Origin of the sequence: Arsenophonus sp. aPb (assembly GCF_029873475.1) — a bacterium.
Lineage (GTDB): Bacteria > Pseudomonadota > Gammaproteobacteria > Enterobacterales > Enterobacteriaceae > Arsenophonus.
Genome location: NZ_CP123502.1, coordinates 29966 through 47477 on the forward strand (window position 1 = coordinate 29966; position 17512 = coordinate 47477).

Genomic DNA, 17512 nt, shown 5'->3' on the forward strand with positions numbered 1-17512 from the left:
AGGGCAATAAATGCATAGAATTGCTTTTTATTTATTTTATGATGAAAATGGCGTTGTTGACGATTATATCCCTTATAAACTAAATAAACTAAATAAACATGTTCAAAAAATTATTGTAATTTGTAATACACCTTTGACAAAAAATAGTCAATTAAAACTTGAAAATCTTGGAGTTGATTTACTCTTTCGAGAGAATATGGGTTTTGATGTTTGGGGTTACAAAGATGGATTGGAATCTATTGGTTTTAATAAATTAACAAAAAATTATGATGAATTAATCCTATTGAATTACACTTTTTTTGGTCCAATATTTTCTTTTAGAGAGCTATTCAATGACATGGAATCTAGACAGTGTGACTTTTGGGGAATTAGCGAACATGCTGAAGTGATCCCAAATCCATTTACTGGATATGGCTCTCTTCATCGTCATATTCAATCACATTTTATCGCTGTTAGAAATAAAATGTTTTCATCTTTGGAATTCCAACAATATTGGGAAGAAATGCCAGAGATAAAATCATACACTGATTCAATTCTCATACACGAATCTCGCTTTACTTATCATTTTAACAATCTAGGTTATTCTTATGAATGTTATTTACCTTTAGAGGATTATAAAACAGAATATCCTCTTTTTAACGAAATTGACAAAACGTTAGAGAATAGATCTCCAATTCTTAAGCGTAGACCTTTCTTCCATGAGCCCCTTTGGTTAGATAAAAATGCGATTAGTCTTAATAAGGTTAGAAATATTATCAAACAAAATTCAGATTATGATTTCAATCTGATCAAAAGTAATCTGCTTAGGACGGTAAAACCTCGTACTTTATACGCAAACCAGGAAATGTTGAAGATATTTCCAATAAATAATGTTATTAATAAAAATAAATTGAGATATCTTAACAACAAAAAAATAGCTGTAATTATACATTTACACTATACAGATATGTGGCATGAGTTAAAATTATATTTAGATAGAATTCCTATTAATTTTGATCTTTATATTTCAACTTCAAATTATAATAATAAAAAAATTCTTAAAGAATTTATTACTATCGATTATCCTTTTTTAAAAAAAAGCATTAGGGTTGTTGAACAAAATCGGGGACGTGATATGTCATCATTATTTATTACATTTAGAGATATATGTATTGATAATCATTATGATTTTATCTGTCGATTACACTCCAAAAAATCCCCTCAAAATAAAGAAAATATAGCCTTACATTTTAAAGAACATTTGTTGGATAATTTATTAGCTAGTTCTTCTTATATAATTGATCTTCTTTATTTTATGAAAAAAGAAAATGCCGGAATTGTAATTCCCCCAGTTGTACACATAGGATATCCAACTTTAGGGCATGCATGGTTTACAAATAAGCTGCCTGCTCAATATTGGGCGAACAAACTTAATATTAGTACTCCGTTTGATGATAATACTCCAATTGCAGCTTATGGCACTATGTTTTGGTTTAAACCCGAAGCATTAAGAAAAATATTTATGTATGAGTTTAAATGGACAGATTTTAATGAAGAGCCAGATCACAACGATGGTGGGCTTGCTCACGTTTTAGAACGCTTGATTGCTTACGCAAGTGCAGATGCAGGCTATGAAACATTTTGTGCGATGAATACCGAATCCGCTGAGAAAAATTATGTTCATTTAGAGACAAAAATGATTTCTATTATGTCTCAATTATATAATGGTGATGTATTTGAACAATATCAAAATCTTATAAGCAACAAAAATATTTCTCTCCATGGAAGTTTTAGAGTTTTTATCTTTCTTTTGAAGGAAAGAATTAAACATAAACATCCGCTTTTAGGCCATTTTTTAGCTTACCCTTATAGACCAGCACTAAAAATTTATAAAATCCTATATAAATGGAGTGTGTTGAAGTGAGTAAAATAGCAATTACTGGATCACGTGGTTACATCGGTCGACATGTGGTTGATTGTCTTGAAAAAGAAGGTCACGACGTTTTGAAATTGGTTCATCCATTGAGAGATGACAATATATATTGTAATAATAATATTGTTGCAATGGATATTCTTAATGCAACAACTAAAGAATTAAAAACATCATTACAAGGAGTAGATAAGATTGTTCACTTCGCATGGCAATCTGGATTCAATCATCATGATTGTAATCATTTCAAAAACATTATGGGACATGTTAATTTTATAACCAAATTGATGAAAATAGGGATTAAAGATATTTCCATTGCTGGTACTATGCATGAAATCGGTTATTATGTTGGTGAAGTTGATGAGAATACTCCTTGCAATCCTGTCAACCCATATGGTATCGCAAAAAATTTTCTTCGGCAGATTGCTCTTTATGAAGCTGTTAAAAATAATGTTTTATTAAAATGGTTACGTTTATATTATATTACAGGTGCTGATCATTTAAATAATTCTATTTTTTCTAAAATATTAAAATCAAACGCTGAGGGTAAGCATAGTTTTCCATTAAATAGTGGTGAAATGTTGTATGACTTTATCCACATTGATGATCTTTCCAAACAAATATCTAAAGCTATTATACAAGACTTTGAAATTGGTATAATTAATTGTTGCAGCGGTACTCCTATTAGTTTGCGCAATGCCGTAGAAAATTTTATTAAAAAGCATAATCTTAACATAAAACCGGAATATAATGCGTTTCCAAAGCGCAATTATGATTCACCTGCTATTTGGGGAAATAATTTTAAAATTAAACAGATTATGGAAGCATTTAATAAAAATGATTAATATAGTTGATACTAAATTAGCTAATGTAGCAGCTATCATTGTTACTCATAATCCAATTATATATAATTTTGATAAGTTAATCAGAAAACTGCAAAATCAGGTTTTTAAAATTGTTATTGTAGATAATGCAAGTACAAACATTGATTCTATTTTATCAATCACAATTTGTTATAATAATATAAAGATAATTAGACTAAAACAAAATATGGGTATTGCCTCTGCACAAAATATCGGAATTCGCTATGGAATTAAAGCAAGAAGCCATTTTAGTTTACTATTTGACCAAGATAGTGTAATTCCTGATGACTTTGTCCAAAAAATGCTAATAGATTTTTTAACAATCAATAAAAATTGCTCTTTAGGGATATTAGCTCCAGTAATTAAAGATATTAGAAATGGGCATTTTTATCCCTTTTTAAGGCTATCAAAACATGGATTTAGAAAAAAAATACATCCAAACATTAATAGTAAAATTCCATTCTCTGTTTCATGCGTTATTGCTTCAGGTAGTTTAATTAATAATGAAATTATAGCCAAAGTTGGTTTAATGAACGAAGAGCTATTTATTGATTATGTCGACACTGAATGGTGTTTACGTAATCTCACAAAAGGATATAGTATCTTCGTGACACCAAATGTGATTATAAACCATGAAATTGGTGATTCATATATTTCTATTTGTGATTTTATTCTACCTATCCATTCCCCTAGCCGTCGTTATTACAGAGTCAGAAATGGATTTTACTTATTAATGCTACCACATATTCCAAAGCTTGTTGCAATAAGGGAAATTTTTTTTTCTTTTGTTCATCAAATCATTCTTTATTTTTTGACAAAAAACAAAGAATATATAAAATTTTATTATTATTCATTGCGTGACGCTTTAATAAAAATTAATGATACATATTATCACCGTAAATCATAATAGTGAAAAATTCATAATCTCATTGATGGATAATTTACATATTCATCAAGGGAAAGTTTTCAAACTGCATGTTAAAGATAATGTAAATAATAAAAAATTAGAATATTTTTGCAGAAAAAATAATATTAACTATTTATCTTCTGATATTTGCTCTGGTTTTGCTAAAAATAATAACATTGCTACTTCTTCTATAAATAAAATGTTTTATGTTGATAGTGATGACTATTATCTTTTTATAAACCCAGACATATTGATTGAATACAAAAAAATTAATCAGTTATCAAGTATTCTTGAAAAATTCAACTATGATCTTTTTACAATTGATTTATTTAAAGATGAAAAAATGTCTATCAGAGATCCATTTGTAAGAAATTTTCCAAATATACTTGATTTTTTTACATCTTATTTTTTCCATTTTAATCCCAGTATTATTGATCGTTCTAATATCAATGTGCATAAAAGTATTGATTGGTGTGCTGGTTCATTTTTAGGAATAAAACGTTACGTATTTGAATCATTAGGCGGATTTGATGAGAAATTTTTTATGTATTGCGAAGATATAGATTTATGTTTTAGAGCAAGAAAAAAAGGTTATAAACTTTTTTATATCCCAGAAATTAAAGCCGTTCATTTTTGCCAAAGTGATAACCGAAAATTATTCAGCAAAAATTTCATATATCATGTTAAGAGTATAATATATATGTATTATAAAAAATTCACTGGCTAGATATTAAATTATATTCCAAATTTTATAACAAAAGAGAAAATATTTTGAGTATCAAACATAAAAAAAATAGACTATTTTATATAGATTTTATTCGAGTTATTTCATTTTTAGCTATTGTTTTTTCTCATTTTAATTATGAAATTTTCACTAATTATCAAGGAGATCGTGCAATTAGTGAGTTAAGTTATGCGGGTTATTCAATAAGTGACATTGCAATTTCTTTATTTATTATTATTTCCGGATTTTCTTTAGCAGTAAGTAGTGATGATAAATTAAATATTATGCGTTTTTTTAAACATCGTATACTTTCAATCTATCCAGCTTTTTGGACTGCTTACATTATTGTTGCTATATTCTTTTTTATTACAAATAGCGGTTTTGTTGGTGATGGAAATCATTGGAAATTTATACTTAGTATTATTGGATTAGATGGTTATTTTCTTTATAAGATGTCAAATTATTATCTTATTGGTGAGTGGTATACTGGTTTTATGTTACTGACATATTTGTTTTTTCCTATTTTATTTTTGTTAGCAATAAAATATCCAAAATCAACATTTATTACCCTGATTGTTATTGTTTTATCACTTTCAGTAAATTATAATAACACTTTCCAGGTTCCCATTGTCTGTAATCCAATTATGAGACTTCCTGAATTTTTCTTTGGGATTTTATATGGATATTATTTTTCAAAAACAAAAAAAATACATCGATTGTTATTTATTTTTGGTGTGATAATAATTTATATTATGATTACTTTCTTGCAAGATAAACTTTCATTTTTATTTTATATATTGTTTTTCGGTTGTTCTACTTTTAGTATTCTTGTTTTTATTTCTCAACCATTTGATAATATCTCTTTAATAAAAGAATTAATAAATTTTATTTCTAAGTATTGTTTTACCGCCTTTCTTTTTCATCACCAAATATTATTTTTCCTTTTTCATAAAATAAATTTTTACGCGCTCAACTTCGGAGAGATAATCTTTTTTTACATTATAATTGTTATTTTCAGTTTATTTACAGCTAAATTGTGTGATCCATTGATAAAAAAAATAAGACATTTTATATCCAAATGGCTAAAACTTTACTAGAAAATTAAAAACAAGTCATATTTATATTATTCTGAACATGATTAATTATTATTTTTTCATTATAAAATAACATCATATTACTGTTGTTTATTATAAATCATATTAAAGTTTCATTAGTTATAAAAAGCATAAAAAAACAATTAATCGTATAAAATAATAATATTCTGGCTAAATTTTAATTTATAACTTAATATATTTATTCTATCTCACAATAAAATGAATATTATTAATTTTATAGGAAAAAATAATGAAAGGGATTATTATTGCTAATAATTCGACTTCGTTGCTACATCTGGTTACTAATAGTATATCCAAGCAGTTATTGCCTATTTATGATAAACCAATAATTTATCATTCTATCGCTGTACTTATGTTAGCAAAAATTAGGGATATTCTAATTATTACTGACCATAAAAATATATCCGCTTTTAAAAAATTACTTAGTAATGGTCATCATTTAGGTATTAACCTGAGTTATCAAAATCAATCTAATACTGATGATATAGCTCAGATATTTTTGATTAATGAAGAATTTATTAATGGAGAACGTTGTGCATTGATCTTAGATGATAGTATATATTACGGTCACAATTTTATTAAAAGACTTCAAATTATCTCTCGAAGAGAAACAGGAGCAACTATATTTATCCATCAAACAACCGAATGTAATGGTTTTGGAGCAGTGGAATTTGATGAGAATTATAAAGTGCTATCGATTGAAAAAGAGTCAATAAAATCAAAATTACCTTGGATTATGACGGGTATCTGCTTTTATGATAACTGTATTGTTGAAATTGCAAGAGAAATAAAATCTACTACCAGGAGTAAGGTAAAAATAGACTTAATTAATCAAGCATATCTCAATATGAGTCAATTAAATGTAGAATTACTGGGACGTGGGTTTACATGGATATGCTTAGAAACTCCCGACAACCTCATTGAAGGCGCTCAATTCGTCCATACTATTGAAAATCGTCAAGGCCTTAAAATTGCTTGTCTTGAAGAAATTGCATTCCAAAATGGATGGTTGACTATAGAACAGGTAATTTTTCAGGCAAAAATGATTAGTAAAACTTTATATGGTCAATATCTTCTTAGAATTGTTGAACAAAATTCAAAAATAATTCATTCCATTGAAGCTATTGAAAGTTAGTATGTTATCGCACTGAAAATAAAGAGTCCTTTTTACTAATTACGCTATTTTTAATGATGATATAATTTTTACTTTATTTTTCATCAGATTATTTACTTGTTTTTCAATTAAATTAAATGATAAAAAACCAATTAAAATAGCAATTGATGCCCATACTGTTAATATTACAATATTATTTATTCCCATTAAATTATATTTTTCAAATAAATAAAGCATTGTTTGAAATGTAAGTTGATGCCATAAATACATTGAAAATGAAATATTACCCAACCAAATAAATTGTTTTCCGAACGAAAATGATTTACCAAGATCAGTTGCTATAGCACCATAAACAATCATGGCACTAGGTAATGTTAACGTTAATGTTCTGTTCCATGCGTTCCAGCTACCCAGATTCATATTAACATAACACATAATTATAAAGATAAAAAAACCACTGAAGAGTATGGTTCTGCCATATTGATATGTAATGCTTTTAATAAATAAAGCCATTAGGCTACCTGTACAAAACTGAATAATCTGCGGATTTAATGGTACCCATTCTGCATAACTTTTATCCACTGAGTTAAAATATGAAATTAAAATAATTTCAATAAAAACCCAAGAAAATAAAATAACGCTAAATTTCTTTTTACCAAAAAATATAATAATCGAAAGAACGAGATAAAAAAACATTTCAAATGCCAAGGTCCATGCAACCATAACTTTATAGTTGATTGATGTTGTTAATGTAGCAAGCCTATAAACTGGATAATGAGGTAACCAATCAGGAGACAACCATACCGGTGGAGATATAAAAAATGTGAGAAAAAGTATAATTAGATATGCTGGATAAATTCTCATCACTCTTCTTAAAAAAAACATTAATGAACTTTTTATATCCATAAAATTCGATGACGAATTAATTGCTGATAATGTCACAATAAAACCAGACAGTACAAAAAAAATATCTACTCCCGCTGGGCAAATAATACTCACAGTACGAAAAATCCATGGAGATGATAATTCGTTTTTTGTACATAGAAGATGACTAAAAAAAACAATTAAAGCAGCTATTCCTCGTAATGCTTGAATATTTTTGAAAAACATAATCAATTCACTTTTGTTTTTTATAATTAATATTGTCATTTATAATTAAAAATTATTTAGTTAATTATAGCTTCTTTTATAAAAATTTATGGATTTTTTCTTATTAAGAATCGGAAACTAAAAATACAATTTTTTCGCATCAAGAGTAATAATTGATATTATGAATGTTATTAGACGGACTTTATCAAAAAAATTTAATAATAATAAAAGAAATCAGTAATTTTATTTTTCTTTAAAAAAATAACTGAGTTTATATTCCATCTCTTCCAGGTACTTTTGATAATTTTCATCTGACATATATTGTGATGCTTTTTCTTGATCCTTCTTGGTTGCATAAAACAAAAGATTTTCCATAAATTCGATTTTTAAAACCGATTTAGCGATAAGCGCTAACTTATCATCTAATGTAATTTTCGGTTCTGCATTGTCCTTATTATCCCTTCTTTTCTGCATTACAAGACAACCAATTTTTAACATCTCCATGGCAATAACCGTACGATTAGAAGTAGAGTTTGGTTCGCCATCCGCACGTTTTTCCGCTACGAACTGATCAATTTGTTGCAAAACTGAATCGGGAATAGGTAATGATAAGCGGTATTTATTTTTTGTTTTATCCATGCAGAATTCCTCAACCCTTTATTATGAATCAACTTTTACACTATTATACATTAGATTATAGAATCTACATAGCATCTATTGGAATAAAAATGAAACAGGTTAATTTATTTATTAATAAAATCAATTAATTAAAAATAAAAAAGAATCTAAAAAGATTTCATAAAGAATCTTATAAGAATCTTTTTAATGAATTTGTTTTAAAATCATAATGATGCTTTTAATAAGCCAATAAGATTCTATAAAGAATCTATCTATTAGAGACATAAATTAGGTTATTTTGAATAAATAATTTATATATCATGAAGTTAAAACAAAATATACATTTTGCGTGTGGTGTGTAAGTTAGCAGTGAAAAAAGCGATTTAGCGAGGCTAATTAGAAAAAAATTAAGGTAATATCTGTTAAAAAAATTTTCAAATTATGGGCGACAATATGCTTAATTGTTTATTATAAATAAATCTCTGTAGGCAATAAATTCGCTTTCAATTTGCTACTCAATATGAACTAAAATGAAAAAAATACATTTTTTATTCATCACACTTATTGCAAAAACCGCAACCGCTGATTGTTTTGACAGCGCAGGCAAGTATTATCAAATCGATCCTGATTATTTAAGGGCTATCGCCTGGCAAGAATCAAAATTCAATCCAAAAGCAAAAAACAAAAATAAAGATGGTTCATTCGATTTAGGTATCATGCAGATTAATACCAAAACATTTAAATCAATAAAAAAAGAATATCCCACATTAACGGAAAATAATTTATTAATTAATCCCTGTTTGAATATTCATCTAGGGGCAATGATATTAAATCGAAATTTTGCGGCCTATGGCAAACACTGGTTGGCAGTCGGAATGTATAATGCAGGGATGCGTAATGCTAATTCGACGATTGAAAATCGTTATCACTACGCGCAAAAAATCTATCATCATTACAATCAAATCAAAATAGGGAAAATTTCTTGCAAAGAGGTTTATTGAAAACCATTTCTACCACATTACTATTAATGTAATCTATCGTCATACATCAATTTTTAAACAACTTTTTCATCTCTGCATCTGAAAGACCGGTTGACATTTTTATAACATTTTTATCAACACCATTCTCAAGAAGCTGACGAGCTATCTTCATTGCAGCTTGTTTTTCACCCTCTTGAATACCTTTTTGAATACCTTCTTGGATTCCTTTTTGGATTCCTTCTTGAATACCCTCAATCTTACCTTTTTGCTCACCCTCACGGCGTAGCTGTTCTGCAATAGTCATAACGACCTCCCGATAATCATCCACTTTTTCCGCAATCTGATGCAAAAACTGTTTTGCATCCGAAGTATTCCCACGCTCAACAATATAATACATTAATCCTTTAAACAACTCTGGCTGTATTACATACTGATTTAATAAACTAGCTATCTCCTGACTAAATTCTAGCATATCGCGGGTTCGAATATGCTTTTGTACCAATTCCATTAATGCAACTCGTCGGTGGCTTAAAATCTCCTCATCTGGGATCACCGTGATGTCAACCAACGGGAATGCTTGCATATAGACAGATTTTGCCAGTTCTGGATCAGCAAAGCAATCGAGCCATTGGGTACTGTAAGGATAAGGTGAAGTTTTACCTTGATAAAACAGTAGCGGTATCACGACCGGCAAGGTTTTATTACCTTGCTCAAGATGCTGATGCATTGCCGCCACACTATATCTTAACAACCTAAAAGCCATCAATTTTTCTGGCCGGCTTTGATGTTCTATAAGCGTGTAAATATACCCTTTTCCCGCTGTTGTTTGCACAGAATAGAGCATATCAGAGCACTGACTACGCAGGTCTGGTTCAATAAAACTACCGGACTCCATTGCCAACGTACTAAAATCACACAATCTGCGAATATTTTCAGGCAAATGGATTTCCAGGAAATCCTTTGCAATCGCAATATCGCCAAGGAATTTTTTAAACAAGCTATCATGATGGGAAAGTGTTTTTTTCATCGCCACAGTATAACCTTGAGGGATAACTCCTGCCATCACTTTAGTCAAAATTTAATAGTAAATTCATCATCATTTTTATTTTCAACAGTAAAATTCATCAATGTATTTGTAAAAAATAATGTACAGTATAATTAATATACATATATTTTATTTTTATACTTTTAATTTTTCAAAATATAATATTTTTTAATTATTATGATAATTAAACCTGTAATACATAAATTCGCTTTCAATTTGCTACTCAATATGAACTAAAATGAAAAAAATACATTTTTTATTCATTACACTTATTGCAAAAACCGCAACCGCTGATTGTTTTGACAGCGCAGGCAAGTATTATCAAATCGATCCTGATTATTTAAGGGCTATCGCCTGGCAAGAATCAAAATTCAATCCAAATGCAAAAAACAAAAATAAAGATGGTTCATTCGATTTAGGTATCATGCAGATTAATACCAAAACATTTAAATCAATAAAAAAAGAATATCCCACATTAACGGAAAATAATTTATTAATTAATCCCTGTTTGAATATTCATCTAGGGGCAATGATATTAAATCGAAACTTTGCGGCCTATGGCAAACACTGGTTGGCAATTGGAATGTATAATGCGGGGATGCGTAATGCTAATTCGACGATTGAAAATCGTTATCACTACGCGCAAAAAGTTTATAATCACTATAAGAAAATAAAAAGTGGAAAAATAAAAAAATCATCAGTTATTAACCTAGCTGATTCTAGAAGTAATCAAATCAACAAAGATAATTAATCACCCATTACACTCTTGCATCTTCACGCGCCATCGTTACCTCAAAACACAAAGATACTTCAAACTGTTTACAAACAAAAGCAATTACCGCTACTCCTCATTTTTAGTTATTGCCATTAGTTGTTCTAACAGCCATCGGCCTGTTGCTCAATCACTGTCGATTCTTTTTTAACCCATCTTTCAGAAGGCTTTTGAGCGGCGGTTTTGACATTTTGTGTATTCATGCTCACCACAGGGTGGGACGTCCTTAAAGCGCTGGCAAAAAAGCGGCCAGCGCGGTTAATGCGGCGCGTCCAGTATGGACGCTGCAAGCTGGGTTTTACAGTTGCTGGTCACTATCCATGCCGCCAACACCCACGTTGTTATCCACGACTGCCAATTTTTTTGAGCAGGCTATGCCCACCCAAAAAAGTGGGCATATCCGTTGCGTACGGGTAGGCGAAGCCGTACCTGCAACAAAATCAAGCGGTGGGTAACAACGTTCTGGAGTGATTGGCTCGATGCCAATCAGTACAGACAGGCGTTTATTTCATGCGAATAGGAATTGATTATTGAAAATAACTTTTTGATGAACAAGGAATACGCTATTTCTTCTAAGAAACAGTTCTGTGGCATGTTAGACTTAATTTCTCGCGTTCTATCATACTTTAATCTTTAAACAGGTTTCTTAATTCAGACTCTGACAACCCAGTAAATTTCATCACTGACAGCCTATTCATACCACTTTCGAGCATCTGCTTTGCTATCTCAAGTTGTGCTTCAAGTTTGCCTTTTTGCATCCCTTCTTGAATGCCTTCTTGAATACCTTCTTTGCGCCCCTCTTGTCTTAACCCTTGAGCTATGTTCATAAGTGCTCCTTCATGTTTTTCTGATTGTTTAGCTATCTCTTTGATTAGTTTTGCTGGTTGCTCGGCGTTCCCTTCCTGTATGAGATAGTTCATCATAGTAATTACTTGATTGTCTGTATAATAATCATACGACAATAATTTTACAATTTCATTCAATAATTCCGTCATATCCCTTCTACGAATGTGCTTCTGTATTAGCGTTAACAAAGCCATTCGACGATGCTGCATGATCTTATCATCGTCGAGTACAGTGATATCCGCAAGCTTAAAGGGTTGAGTATAAATTTGCTCTGCTTATTTTTTGTCACTAAAACAGTCAAGCCAGTTAGTACTATAGGGATGAGGACTTTTTTCACCACAATAAAATAGGAAAGGAAATACTAAAGGTAACTTTTTGTGGCCGGCTTCTAAATGCTTTTACATGGCCGCCATACAATAACGCATAAGTCGCCATGCATTGAGCTTATCTGGTGATGACTGCGCTTCAATTAACAGATAAAAGTAACCTTTCCCCTTTTCTGTTTTAACTGAATACAAAATATCACTTTGATAGGTCTTCATCTCACTATCGATAATGGAACAGAAACACCGCAAACAGAGGTAGATGATGAAGGCCCAGATGTGGTCTGATAGCCACCAATATCGGCAAAATTTTATTTATCTAATGAACCTGGGGTTTCAAAGGGAGCCCCCTTTGGCACGGTCGATTTTACAGTGGGCTTTTAGCCCATTGTAAACATCGGTGACGTGCCTCTGGTATTTCAATGATTAAGGTTCGAATTCATTAATTTTCACTATTACGTAATAAAACGCTTTAATACGCAATAAACATGCGTATAATGTCATTAATAATCATTAAAACTCCTTAAAACGCACTAATATGCTTTAATGTTATATTTCAACATAACTCGGCTAATTAGAAGGGATAGAAAATGAATGACTGGAGATCAAAATCAAGAATTGGGCGCTCTGTCTTCATAAAACACCTCAATGAAATCAGAGAAAAACTCAATCAAGGGTATACTAACCGACAAATCTATTTTTACTTAGTTGAAACCTATCAATTTGCCCTTAGTGAATCCCAATTTAATCGTTATATCAAAAAATATTGCGCTGATCTTTTAGAGAAAATGCGTTCTGTGCCAGCGCCTAAAAAAACGATAGAGAAAAAGAGTAAAGCTGAAACCGTAAAAAAAATCCGCAATCCGTCAGATTTAAAAAAATTGAGAGAACAATCAATTGATCTGGAAGACTTACAAAATTATCAGGAGCCTGAATCATGAAAATAGCCATTCTTAATTACACTGGAACGGTCGGAAAAACCACTGTCGCGGCCCATTTATTATCACCGAGAATGCAAGCCCCCGTTTTCGCTATTGAATCAATCAATGAAACCGCTCAGGGATTAGGGATTGATGTTGAAAAAATGGATGGCAATAAGTTCAGGACACTATTTAAGAAACTTATGTTGGAAGATGCTGCAATTATCGATATCGGCTCATCAAACATCGAAGAATTCATGAACAACATGATTAAATTTGATGACTCTCATGAAGAATTAGACTTTTTTTTAGTTCCTGTCACTTCCGGCACGAAAGAACAGAAAGAGACAGTTCTGATGATTAATACCCTTGCAAATATTGGTATTCCAAAAGAAAAGATAAAAATTATCTTCAACCGAGTTGATAATGACATTGATGAAGAATTTTGTTTTGTGATTAATCATCACAAAAAAGAGAAAAATTTTACCCTTAATAAAGAGTGCGCAATTTTTGAAAATGAGCTGTTTGACGCCTTGTCTGTAAAAGGATTAACCGTTGATGCATTACTTTCTGATGAAACCGATTACAAATCATTATTAAAAAATAACAAAGAGGCCAGCGAAAAAGACAGAAATCATTGGGCAGACATGTTTGGTCTTAAAGCTCTAGCAAAAAGCGTTAAAAGAAACCTGGACTCTGTTTATGATAATTTATTCGATTGATAGAGATTAAAAGAATGGATGAAAAAGAACCCAATCCAAGAAGCGCCAGAGACGCATTGATGATTGAACTGATTGGAGATTTAGGTCGTGTCAACGACCAAATCACCGCATTACCATCAGATATTAAAAATGCTGTAGAGGGTTCGTTAAGGTTAATTGCAGACGCCGTTGAACAAACTGAGAAAAGCGCTAAAGAGGTGCTTGAAAAATTTCAAGCAGAAATAAAATCGTCAGCAGATAATGAAGCTGACAATTTTAAGCAAAAAATGGCTATTAATGAAAGAACAACAATGTTGTCAGAAAAGCATCACACCAAAACTCATAACCTGTCTGTGATTATGGCATTTTTAGTGATATTCAATACCTTATTTTGTGGTTGTATGTTAGGCTTTTTATTTTACTCTCAACAAAAATACGAAGAAAAAATGGAAAACTATGCCGATGCTTATCAAATTCAGCAAGCCGCTATAGCAAACCTCCCGGAAAAAATACAACAACAATTTGAAGAGGAAAAAAGGAAATTACTGAGTGAAAAATAGATCGTATCGCTATGGAGCTGCTCATAAAATGCCCTCTATCCCCCTTTCTACTACTAAATCAGCATAACCATCAAAAAATTGATGGTTTAATTTTAAAAATAATTAATCACTCCCTTATATTTTCACGTCCTATTGCTCCTTCAAAATTAAAAGATGCAGAGATAAGTGTAAATACATTTGGCACACCTCCAAGCTAGGACGTCCTTAAAGCGCTGGCCATTTTTTGGCCAGCGCGGTTGATGCGGCGCGTCGAGTATCGACGCTGCAAGCTCGGTTTTACGCCAACAAAATTAATCTAATAACTGGGCGGATATACCGCCCTTTTTATTAATCTTTAAAAGCACTATCCAATATGATCATTTGTTTATAGACATTTTGCGCTTGCTTTGTTATCGGTTTGATAAGTTGAGCGATTAAACACCCGATCAGATCATTGGCGTCATCTGAATATTTTTTCTCAAACTCAAAAAGCTGAAAATAAAACCTATCTATTTTCTTTACCAGTAAAGCCACATCTTTTCTTAGAATTTCATGGTTGGAATAATTCATTTTAATTTCCTTTTGTGTGATGAAATTAAGCAACTTGGCGATTACGTAAAGCGGCAATACGTTGTTGACCGATGGTGTGATATTCAGGAAGAAGCTCAATCCCGATGTAGCGCCGTGCTGACAGTGCTGCCGCGATGCAGGTAGCGCCAGAACCCGCAAATGGATCGAGTACGATGTCATGAGGTTGCGTAAAAGACTCTATAAGCAACTGTAAACAACTGACTGGTTTTTGAGTGGGATGATAAAGATTACCGGTATATTGCCATGCTTGTACGTCTTTTATGGGTTTTTTTGGCATTAGTGGATGACCTTTAGCCAACAGATAAGCGCTTTCATGGCTATACCCTAAAAAAGCCTTTTTTGATGCATAGTTTTTTTTAAAAACTAAATGACCGACAACACGAAACCCTGACTTTTTCCACGCATCAACAAATTTCTCAACGCGATTCCAGCCATAAAAACTTATCATTAGACTGTTGGGTTTTAATACGCGAAACATCTGTTGACAAGCGGGTAACAACCAATCATCATTTTTATCGTTGGCAATTGAACGCCCTGACCGATCAGTAAAGTCGACCAGATATGGTGGGTCAGTTAAAATAAAATCGATTGCATTATCAGGAAAAGTTGACATAATTTTCAGGCTGTCGCCTTGTATAAATCGGGACATTGCCGTGTCTCCTATTTAATGGGACAGCAGGAGGCGACCCTATATCGCCATTCCCTTACTGCCCGATGTCACGAAGCCATTGACCATTTGGGGTCAAGTGGAACGTGGAATACCGGAGCCACTAGTGGCGAGGATATGCCGCGAAAGCTACTTGAAGGCTTGCCGTCCCCTTAAAATGGGCGTATGGCAAGCTGGCATCGGGCAGTAAGGGAAGCCTTTAAATTTTGAATTAACCAGGTGAGATAAACTTAATTTTGGGCTGAATGGTAGTTGTATCAAAAAGGTTCGTACGAAAAGAAGACGTTTTTTGTGAAATTTCTTTAAGTAATACGCTTTTTTAATGTGTTTCTAATATCCCGAAGAAAAAAGTGGAGCCGCTAATTGTGGCGACATCCTTATCTATTGCATGATTTCTTGCGTGCGAACATTTTTAATTTTTGAATAAGCGACTCAATTCAATCTTTGTTAACCCTGTGAATTTCACTTAATAAGATTTGTTTAACATTTCACGATAGCAGTCTGATCAATATCAGTGGTCCATTTTTGAGACAAATATTCTCTTCTCATTTGCCATGGATACTTTTTCTCTCCATTACCTTTGCCCGCAAAACCTATTTTTGCTGGTGAAGATCGATTAATATCGTCAATAAGCTGCATCAATATATCACCATTTTTATAGGGTTTTTGTTTTTCAAAAAGGGAAAACTGTGTCACGCCAGAATCAAAAAAATCACTCAACATAACACTACTTTTACTGTATTTAATTTCTTCCACCCAGATATTATCTAAAATTTGGGTGGCAGCTTTTATAATATCTCGACTATCTTGACTTGGATAAGTCAGTTTTTGAGAGCCATATCGATAAAATCCCCCATCTTTTTTTGAAAAACGACTGCTTTGAATAGATACACTGATTAATTTGCAGAATTGTTTTTCTTCTCTTAACTTTTCCGCTGCCCGCTCCGCACGAGCGCATATACTTTGCCTAACAAAATCGTAATTAGTGATTTTATTACCAAATGAACGAGAACAAATTATCTGTTTTTTTGTGTTTTGTTGCTCTTCTAGTGTTAAACATGAAATACCATTTAACTCTCTGACAGTTCTTTCCAAAACGACAGAATGTAATTTTCTAGCCTCATCTGGCGGTAACCGGCTTAAATCTAATGCCGTATTAATATTAAGCAACTGAAGTTTTTTTGAAAGTTTTCGCCCAATTCCCCAGACTTCATTAACCGGGACAAGAGACATCAGTTTTTGTTGTCTGTCTTTTAGGCTTAAATCAACAACACCTCCGGTTTTTTGCCATTGTTTTGCCGCAAAATTGGCTAATTTCGCTAACGTCTTGGTCGTGGATATTCCTACCCCAACAGGTAAATGGCAGCGCTGCATAATTTGTTGTTGTAGATAAAAACCAAATTGGGTTAAATCATGTATTGAATCAATTCCCGAGAGATCACAAAATGCCTCATCGATTGAATAAACTTCCAACTTTGGAACTAAAGAGGTTAATACTTCCATGACACGCATACTCATATCAGCATAATAAGTATAATTTGATGAAAAAATGGCAACGTTATTTTCTTTCACAAAAGATTCAATTTCAAACCACGGTGCCCCCATTCGGATATGTTTTCTAGCATCTCTTGAGCGAGCGATAACACAGCCATCGTTATTTGATAAAACAACTACCGGTTTACCTTTTAAATCAGGCCTAAATACTTGCTCACATGAGGCATAGAAACTATTAACATCGATTAATGCAAACATAAAATCTCTTACACTTATTGGCAATAAACAGCATATT

18 protein-coding genes and 1 pseudogene are annotated in these 17512 nt (G+C 31.7%); 12 read left to right on the forward strand and 7 right to left on the reverse strand.

Annotated features, from left to right (window positions below; all coding sequences use genetic code 11):
- The first annotated feature begins 10 nt into the window (after positions 1-10).
- From QE177_RS15445 to QE177_RS15470, 6 genes are all read left to right on the forward strand, one after another.
- Positions 11-1903, forward strand: coding sequence for a rhamnan synthesis F family protein (locus QE177_RS15445; protein WP_280552597.1), 1893 nt, complete (start codon positions 11-13; stop codon positions 1901-1903).
- Positions 1900-2754 (forward strand): NAD-dependent epimerase/dehydratase family protein, encoded by an 855-nt coding sequence (locus tag QE177_RS15450; protein WP_280552599.1) that lies wholly within the window; start codon positions 1900-1902, stop codon positions 2752-2754. Before QE177_RS15445 ends, QE177_RS15450 begins: the two co-directional genes overlap by 4 nt.
- On the forward strand, positions 2747-3679 hold the full coding sequence (locus tag QE177_RS15455) for a glycosyltransferase family 2 protein (RefSeq protein WP_280552601.1): 933 nt from the start codon (positions 2747-2749) through the stop codon (positions 3677-3679). The genes QE177_RS15450 and QE177_RS15455 overlap by 8 nt, the downstream gene beginning before the upstream one ends.
- Positions 3680-3704: 25 nt before the next feature.
- Entirely contained in the window at positions 3705-4406 is a 702-nt protein-coding gene (locus tag QE177_RS15460; RefSeq protein WP_280552603.1) for a glycosyltransferase family 2 protein, read from the forward strand.
- 44 nt (positions 4407-4450) lie between these two features.
- On the forward strand, positions 4451-5500 hold the full coding sequence (locus QE177_RS15465; protein WP_280552605.1) for an acyltransferase: 1050 nt from the start codon (positions 4451-4453) through the stop codon (positions 5498-5500).
- A gap of 247 nt (positions 5501-5747) precedes the next feature.
- Positions 5748-6653 (forward strand): sugar phosphate nucleotidyltransferase, encoded by a 906-nt coding sequence (locus tag QE177_RS15470; protein ID WP_280552607.1) that lies wholly within the window; start codon positions 5748-5750, stop codon positions 6651-6653.
- Between the two features lie 39 nt (positions 6654-6692).
- On the opposite strand, the gene QE177_RS15475 is transcribed toward QE177_RS15470, so the two are convergent.
- Together QE177_RS15475 and QE177_RS15480 are read right to left on the reverse strand one after the other, a co-directional pair.
- Complete coding sequence (locus QE177_RS15475) at positions 6693-7742, reverse strand: acyltransferase (RefSeq protein ID WP_280552609.1); 1050 nt, start codon at positions 7740-7742, stop codon at positions 6693-6695.
- A gap of 222 nt (positions 7743-7964) precedes the next feature.
- Complete coding sequence (locus QE177_RS15480; protein ID WP_280552611.1) at positions 7965-8360, reverse strand: hypothetical protein; 396 nt, start codon at positions 8358-8360, stop codon at positions 7965-7967.
- 509 nt (positions 8361-8869) lie between these two features.
- On the opposite strand from QE177_RS15480, the gene QE177_RS15485 reads away from it, so the two are divergent.
- The gene (locus QE177_RS15485; protein WP_280552613.1) at positions 8870-9340 is read left to right on the forward strand and encodes a lytic transglycosylase domain-containing protein; all 471 of its coding nucleotides are present in this window, start codon (positions 8870-8872) and stop codon (positions 9338-9340) included.
- 46 nt (positions 9341-9386) lie between these two features.
- Here the strand turns inward: QE177_RS15485 and QE177_RS15490 are convergent, their stop codons facing one another.
- A complete protein-coding gene (locus QE177_RS15490) occupies positions 9387-10352 on the reverse strand; it encodes an Rpn family recombination-promoting nuclease/putative transposase (protein ID WP_280552666.1) in 966 nt (321 codons plus the stop codon).
- A gap of 250 nt (positions 10353-10602) precedes the next feature.
- Between QE177_RS15490 and QE177_RS15495 the strand changes: the two genes are divergently transcribed.
- Together QE177_RS15495 and QE177_RS15500 are read left to right on the forward strand one after the other, a co-directional pair.
- A complete protein-coding gene (locus QE177_RS15495) occupies positions 10603-11115 on the forward strand; it encodes a lytic transglycosylase domain-containing protein (protein WP_280552616.1) in 513 nt (170 codons plus the stop codon).
- A 341-nt stretch (positions 11116-11456) separates the two neighbouring features.
- Positions 11457-11591: a hypothetical protein gene (locus QE177_RS15500; protein ID WP_280552618.1), complete on the forward strand. Its 135-nt coding sequence runs from the start codon at positions 11457-11459 to the stop codon at positions 11589-11591.
- Positions 11592-11762: 171 nt separating this feature from the next.
- On the opposite strand, the pseudogene QE177_RS15505 reads toward QE177_RS15500, so the two are convergent.
- Positions 11763-12524, reverse strand: a pseudogene (locus QE177_RS15505) (Rpn family recombination-promoting nuclease/putative transposase).
- 371 nt (positions 12525-12895) lie between these two features.
- Here QE177_RS15505 and QE177_RS15510 point away from each other — a divergent pair.
- Genes QE177_RS15510 through QE177_RS15520 form a run of 3 tightly spaced genes read left to right on the forward strand, consistent with a single transcriptional unit; the run spans position 12896 to position 14486 of the window.
- Positions 12896-13246 (forward strand): hypothetical protein, encoded by a 351-nt coding sequence (locus QE177_RS15510; RefSeq protein WP_280552620.1) that lies wholly within the window; start codon positions 12896-12898, stop codon positions 13244-13246.
- Positions 13243-13947 (forward strand): StbB family protein, encoded by a 705-nt coding sequence (gene stbB, locus QE177_RS15515; protein WP_280552622.1) that lies wholly within the window; start codon positions 13243-13245, stop codon positions 13945-13947. The genes QE177_RS15510 and stbB overlap by 4 nt, the downstream gene beginning before the upstream one ends.
- A 14-nt stretch (positions 13948-13961) precedes the next feature.
- A complete protein-coding gene (locus QE177_RS15520; protein WP_280552624.1) occupies positions 13962-14486 on the forward strand; it encodes a hypothetical protein in 525 nt (174 codons plus the stop codon).
- Positions 14487-14813: 327 nt separating this feature from the next.
- On the opposite strand, the gene QE177_RS15525 is transcribed toward QE177_RS15520, so the two are convergent.
- The 3 genes from QE177_RS15525 to umuC form a co-directional block, all read right to left on the reverse strand.
- On the reverse strand, positions 14814-15035 hold the full coding sequence (locus QE177_RS15525) for a hypothetical protein (protein WP_280552626.1): 222 nt from the start codon (positions 15033-15035) through the stop codon (positions 14814-14816).
- A gap of 25 nt (positions 15036-15060) precedes the next feature.
- The gene (locus QE177_RS15530) at positions 15061-15705 is read right to left on the reverse strand and encodes a DNA methyltransferase (RefSeq protein ID WP_280552628.1); all 645 of its coding nucleotides are present in this window, start codon (positions 15703-15705) and stop codon (positions 15061-15063) included.
- A gap of 498 nt (positions 15706-16203) precedes the next feature.
- On the reverse strand, positions 16204-17475 hold the full coding sequence (gene umuC / locus QE177_RS15535; RefSeq protein ID WP_280552630.1) for a translesion error-prone DNA polymerase V subunit UmuC: 1272 nt from the start codon (positions 17473-17475) through the stop codon (positions 16204-16206).
- Between the last annotated feature and the right edge of the window lie 37 nt (positions 17476-17512).

What these genes read in the sequence shown, in the direction of transcription:
- QE177_RS15475 (WP_280552609.1), bottom strand. Translation starts at nt 7,742, where the DNA reads ATGTTTTTCAAAAATATTCAAGCATTACGAGGAATAGCTGCTTTAATT.
- QE177_RS15510 (WP_280552620.1), top strand. Translation starts at nt 12,896, where the DNA reads ATGAATGACTGGAGATCAAAATCAAGAATTGGGCGCTCTGTCTTCATA.
- umuC (WP_280552630.1), bottom strand. Translation starts at nt 17,475, where the DNA reads ATGTTTGCATTAATCGATGTTAATAGTTTCTATGCCTCATGTGAGCAA.
- QE177_RS15455 (WP_280552601.1), top strand. Translation starts at nt 2,747, where the DNA reads ATGATTAATATAGTTGATACTAAATTAGCTAATGTAGCAGCTATCATT.
- QE177_RS15525 (WP_280552626.1), bottom strand. Translation starts at nt 15,035, where the DNA reads ATGAATTATTCCAACCATGAAATTCTAAGAAAAGATGTGGCTTTACTG.
- QE177_RS15485 (WP_280552613.1), top strand. Translation starts at nt 8,870, where the DNA reads ATGAAAAAAATACATTTTTTATTCATCACACTTATTGCAAAAACCGCA.
- QE177_RS15460 (WP_280552603.1), top strand. Translation starts at nt 3,705, where the DNA reads ATGGATAATTTACATATTCATCAAGGGAAAGTTTTCAAACTGCATGTT.
- QE177_RS15470 (WP_280552607.1), top strand. Translation starts at nt 5,748, where the DNA reads ATGAAAGGGATTATTATTGCTAATAATTCGACTTCGTTGCTACATCTG.
- QE177_RS15520 (WP_280552624.1), top strand. Translation starts at nt 13,962, where the DNA reads ATGGATGAAAAAGAACCCAATCCAAGAAGCGCCAGAGACGCATTGATG.
- QE177_RS15445 (WP_280552597.1), top strand. Translation starts at nt 11, where the DNA reads ATGCATAGAATTGCTTTTTATTTATTTTATGATGAAAATGGCGTTGTT.
- stbB (WP_280552622.1), top strand. Translation starts at nt 13,243, where the DNA reads ATGAAAATAGCCATTCTTAATTACACTGGAACGGTCGGAAAAACCACT.
- QE177_RS15500 (WP_280552618.1), top strand. Translation starts at nt 11,457, where the DNA reads ATGCCGCCAACACCCACGTTGTTATCCACGACTGCCAATTTTTTTGAG.
- QE177_RS15495 (WP_280552616.1), top strand. Translation starts at nt 10,603, where the DNA reads ATGAAAAAAATACATTTTTTATTCATTACACTTATTGCAAAAACCGCA.
- QE177_RS15530 (WP_280552628.1), bottom strand. Translation starts at nt 15,705, where the DNA reads ATGTCCCGATTTATACAAGGCGACAGCCTGAAAATTATGTCAACTTTT.
- QE177_RS15480 (WP_280552611.1), bottom strand. Translation starts at nt 8,360, where the DNA reads ATGGATAAAACAAAAAATAAATACCGCTTATCATTACCTATTCCCGAT.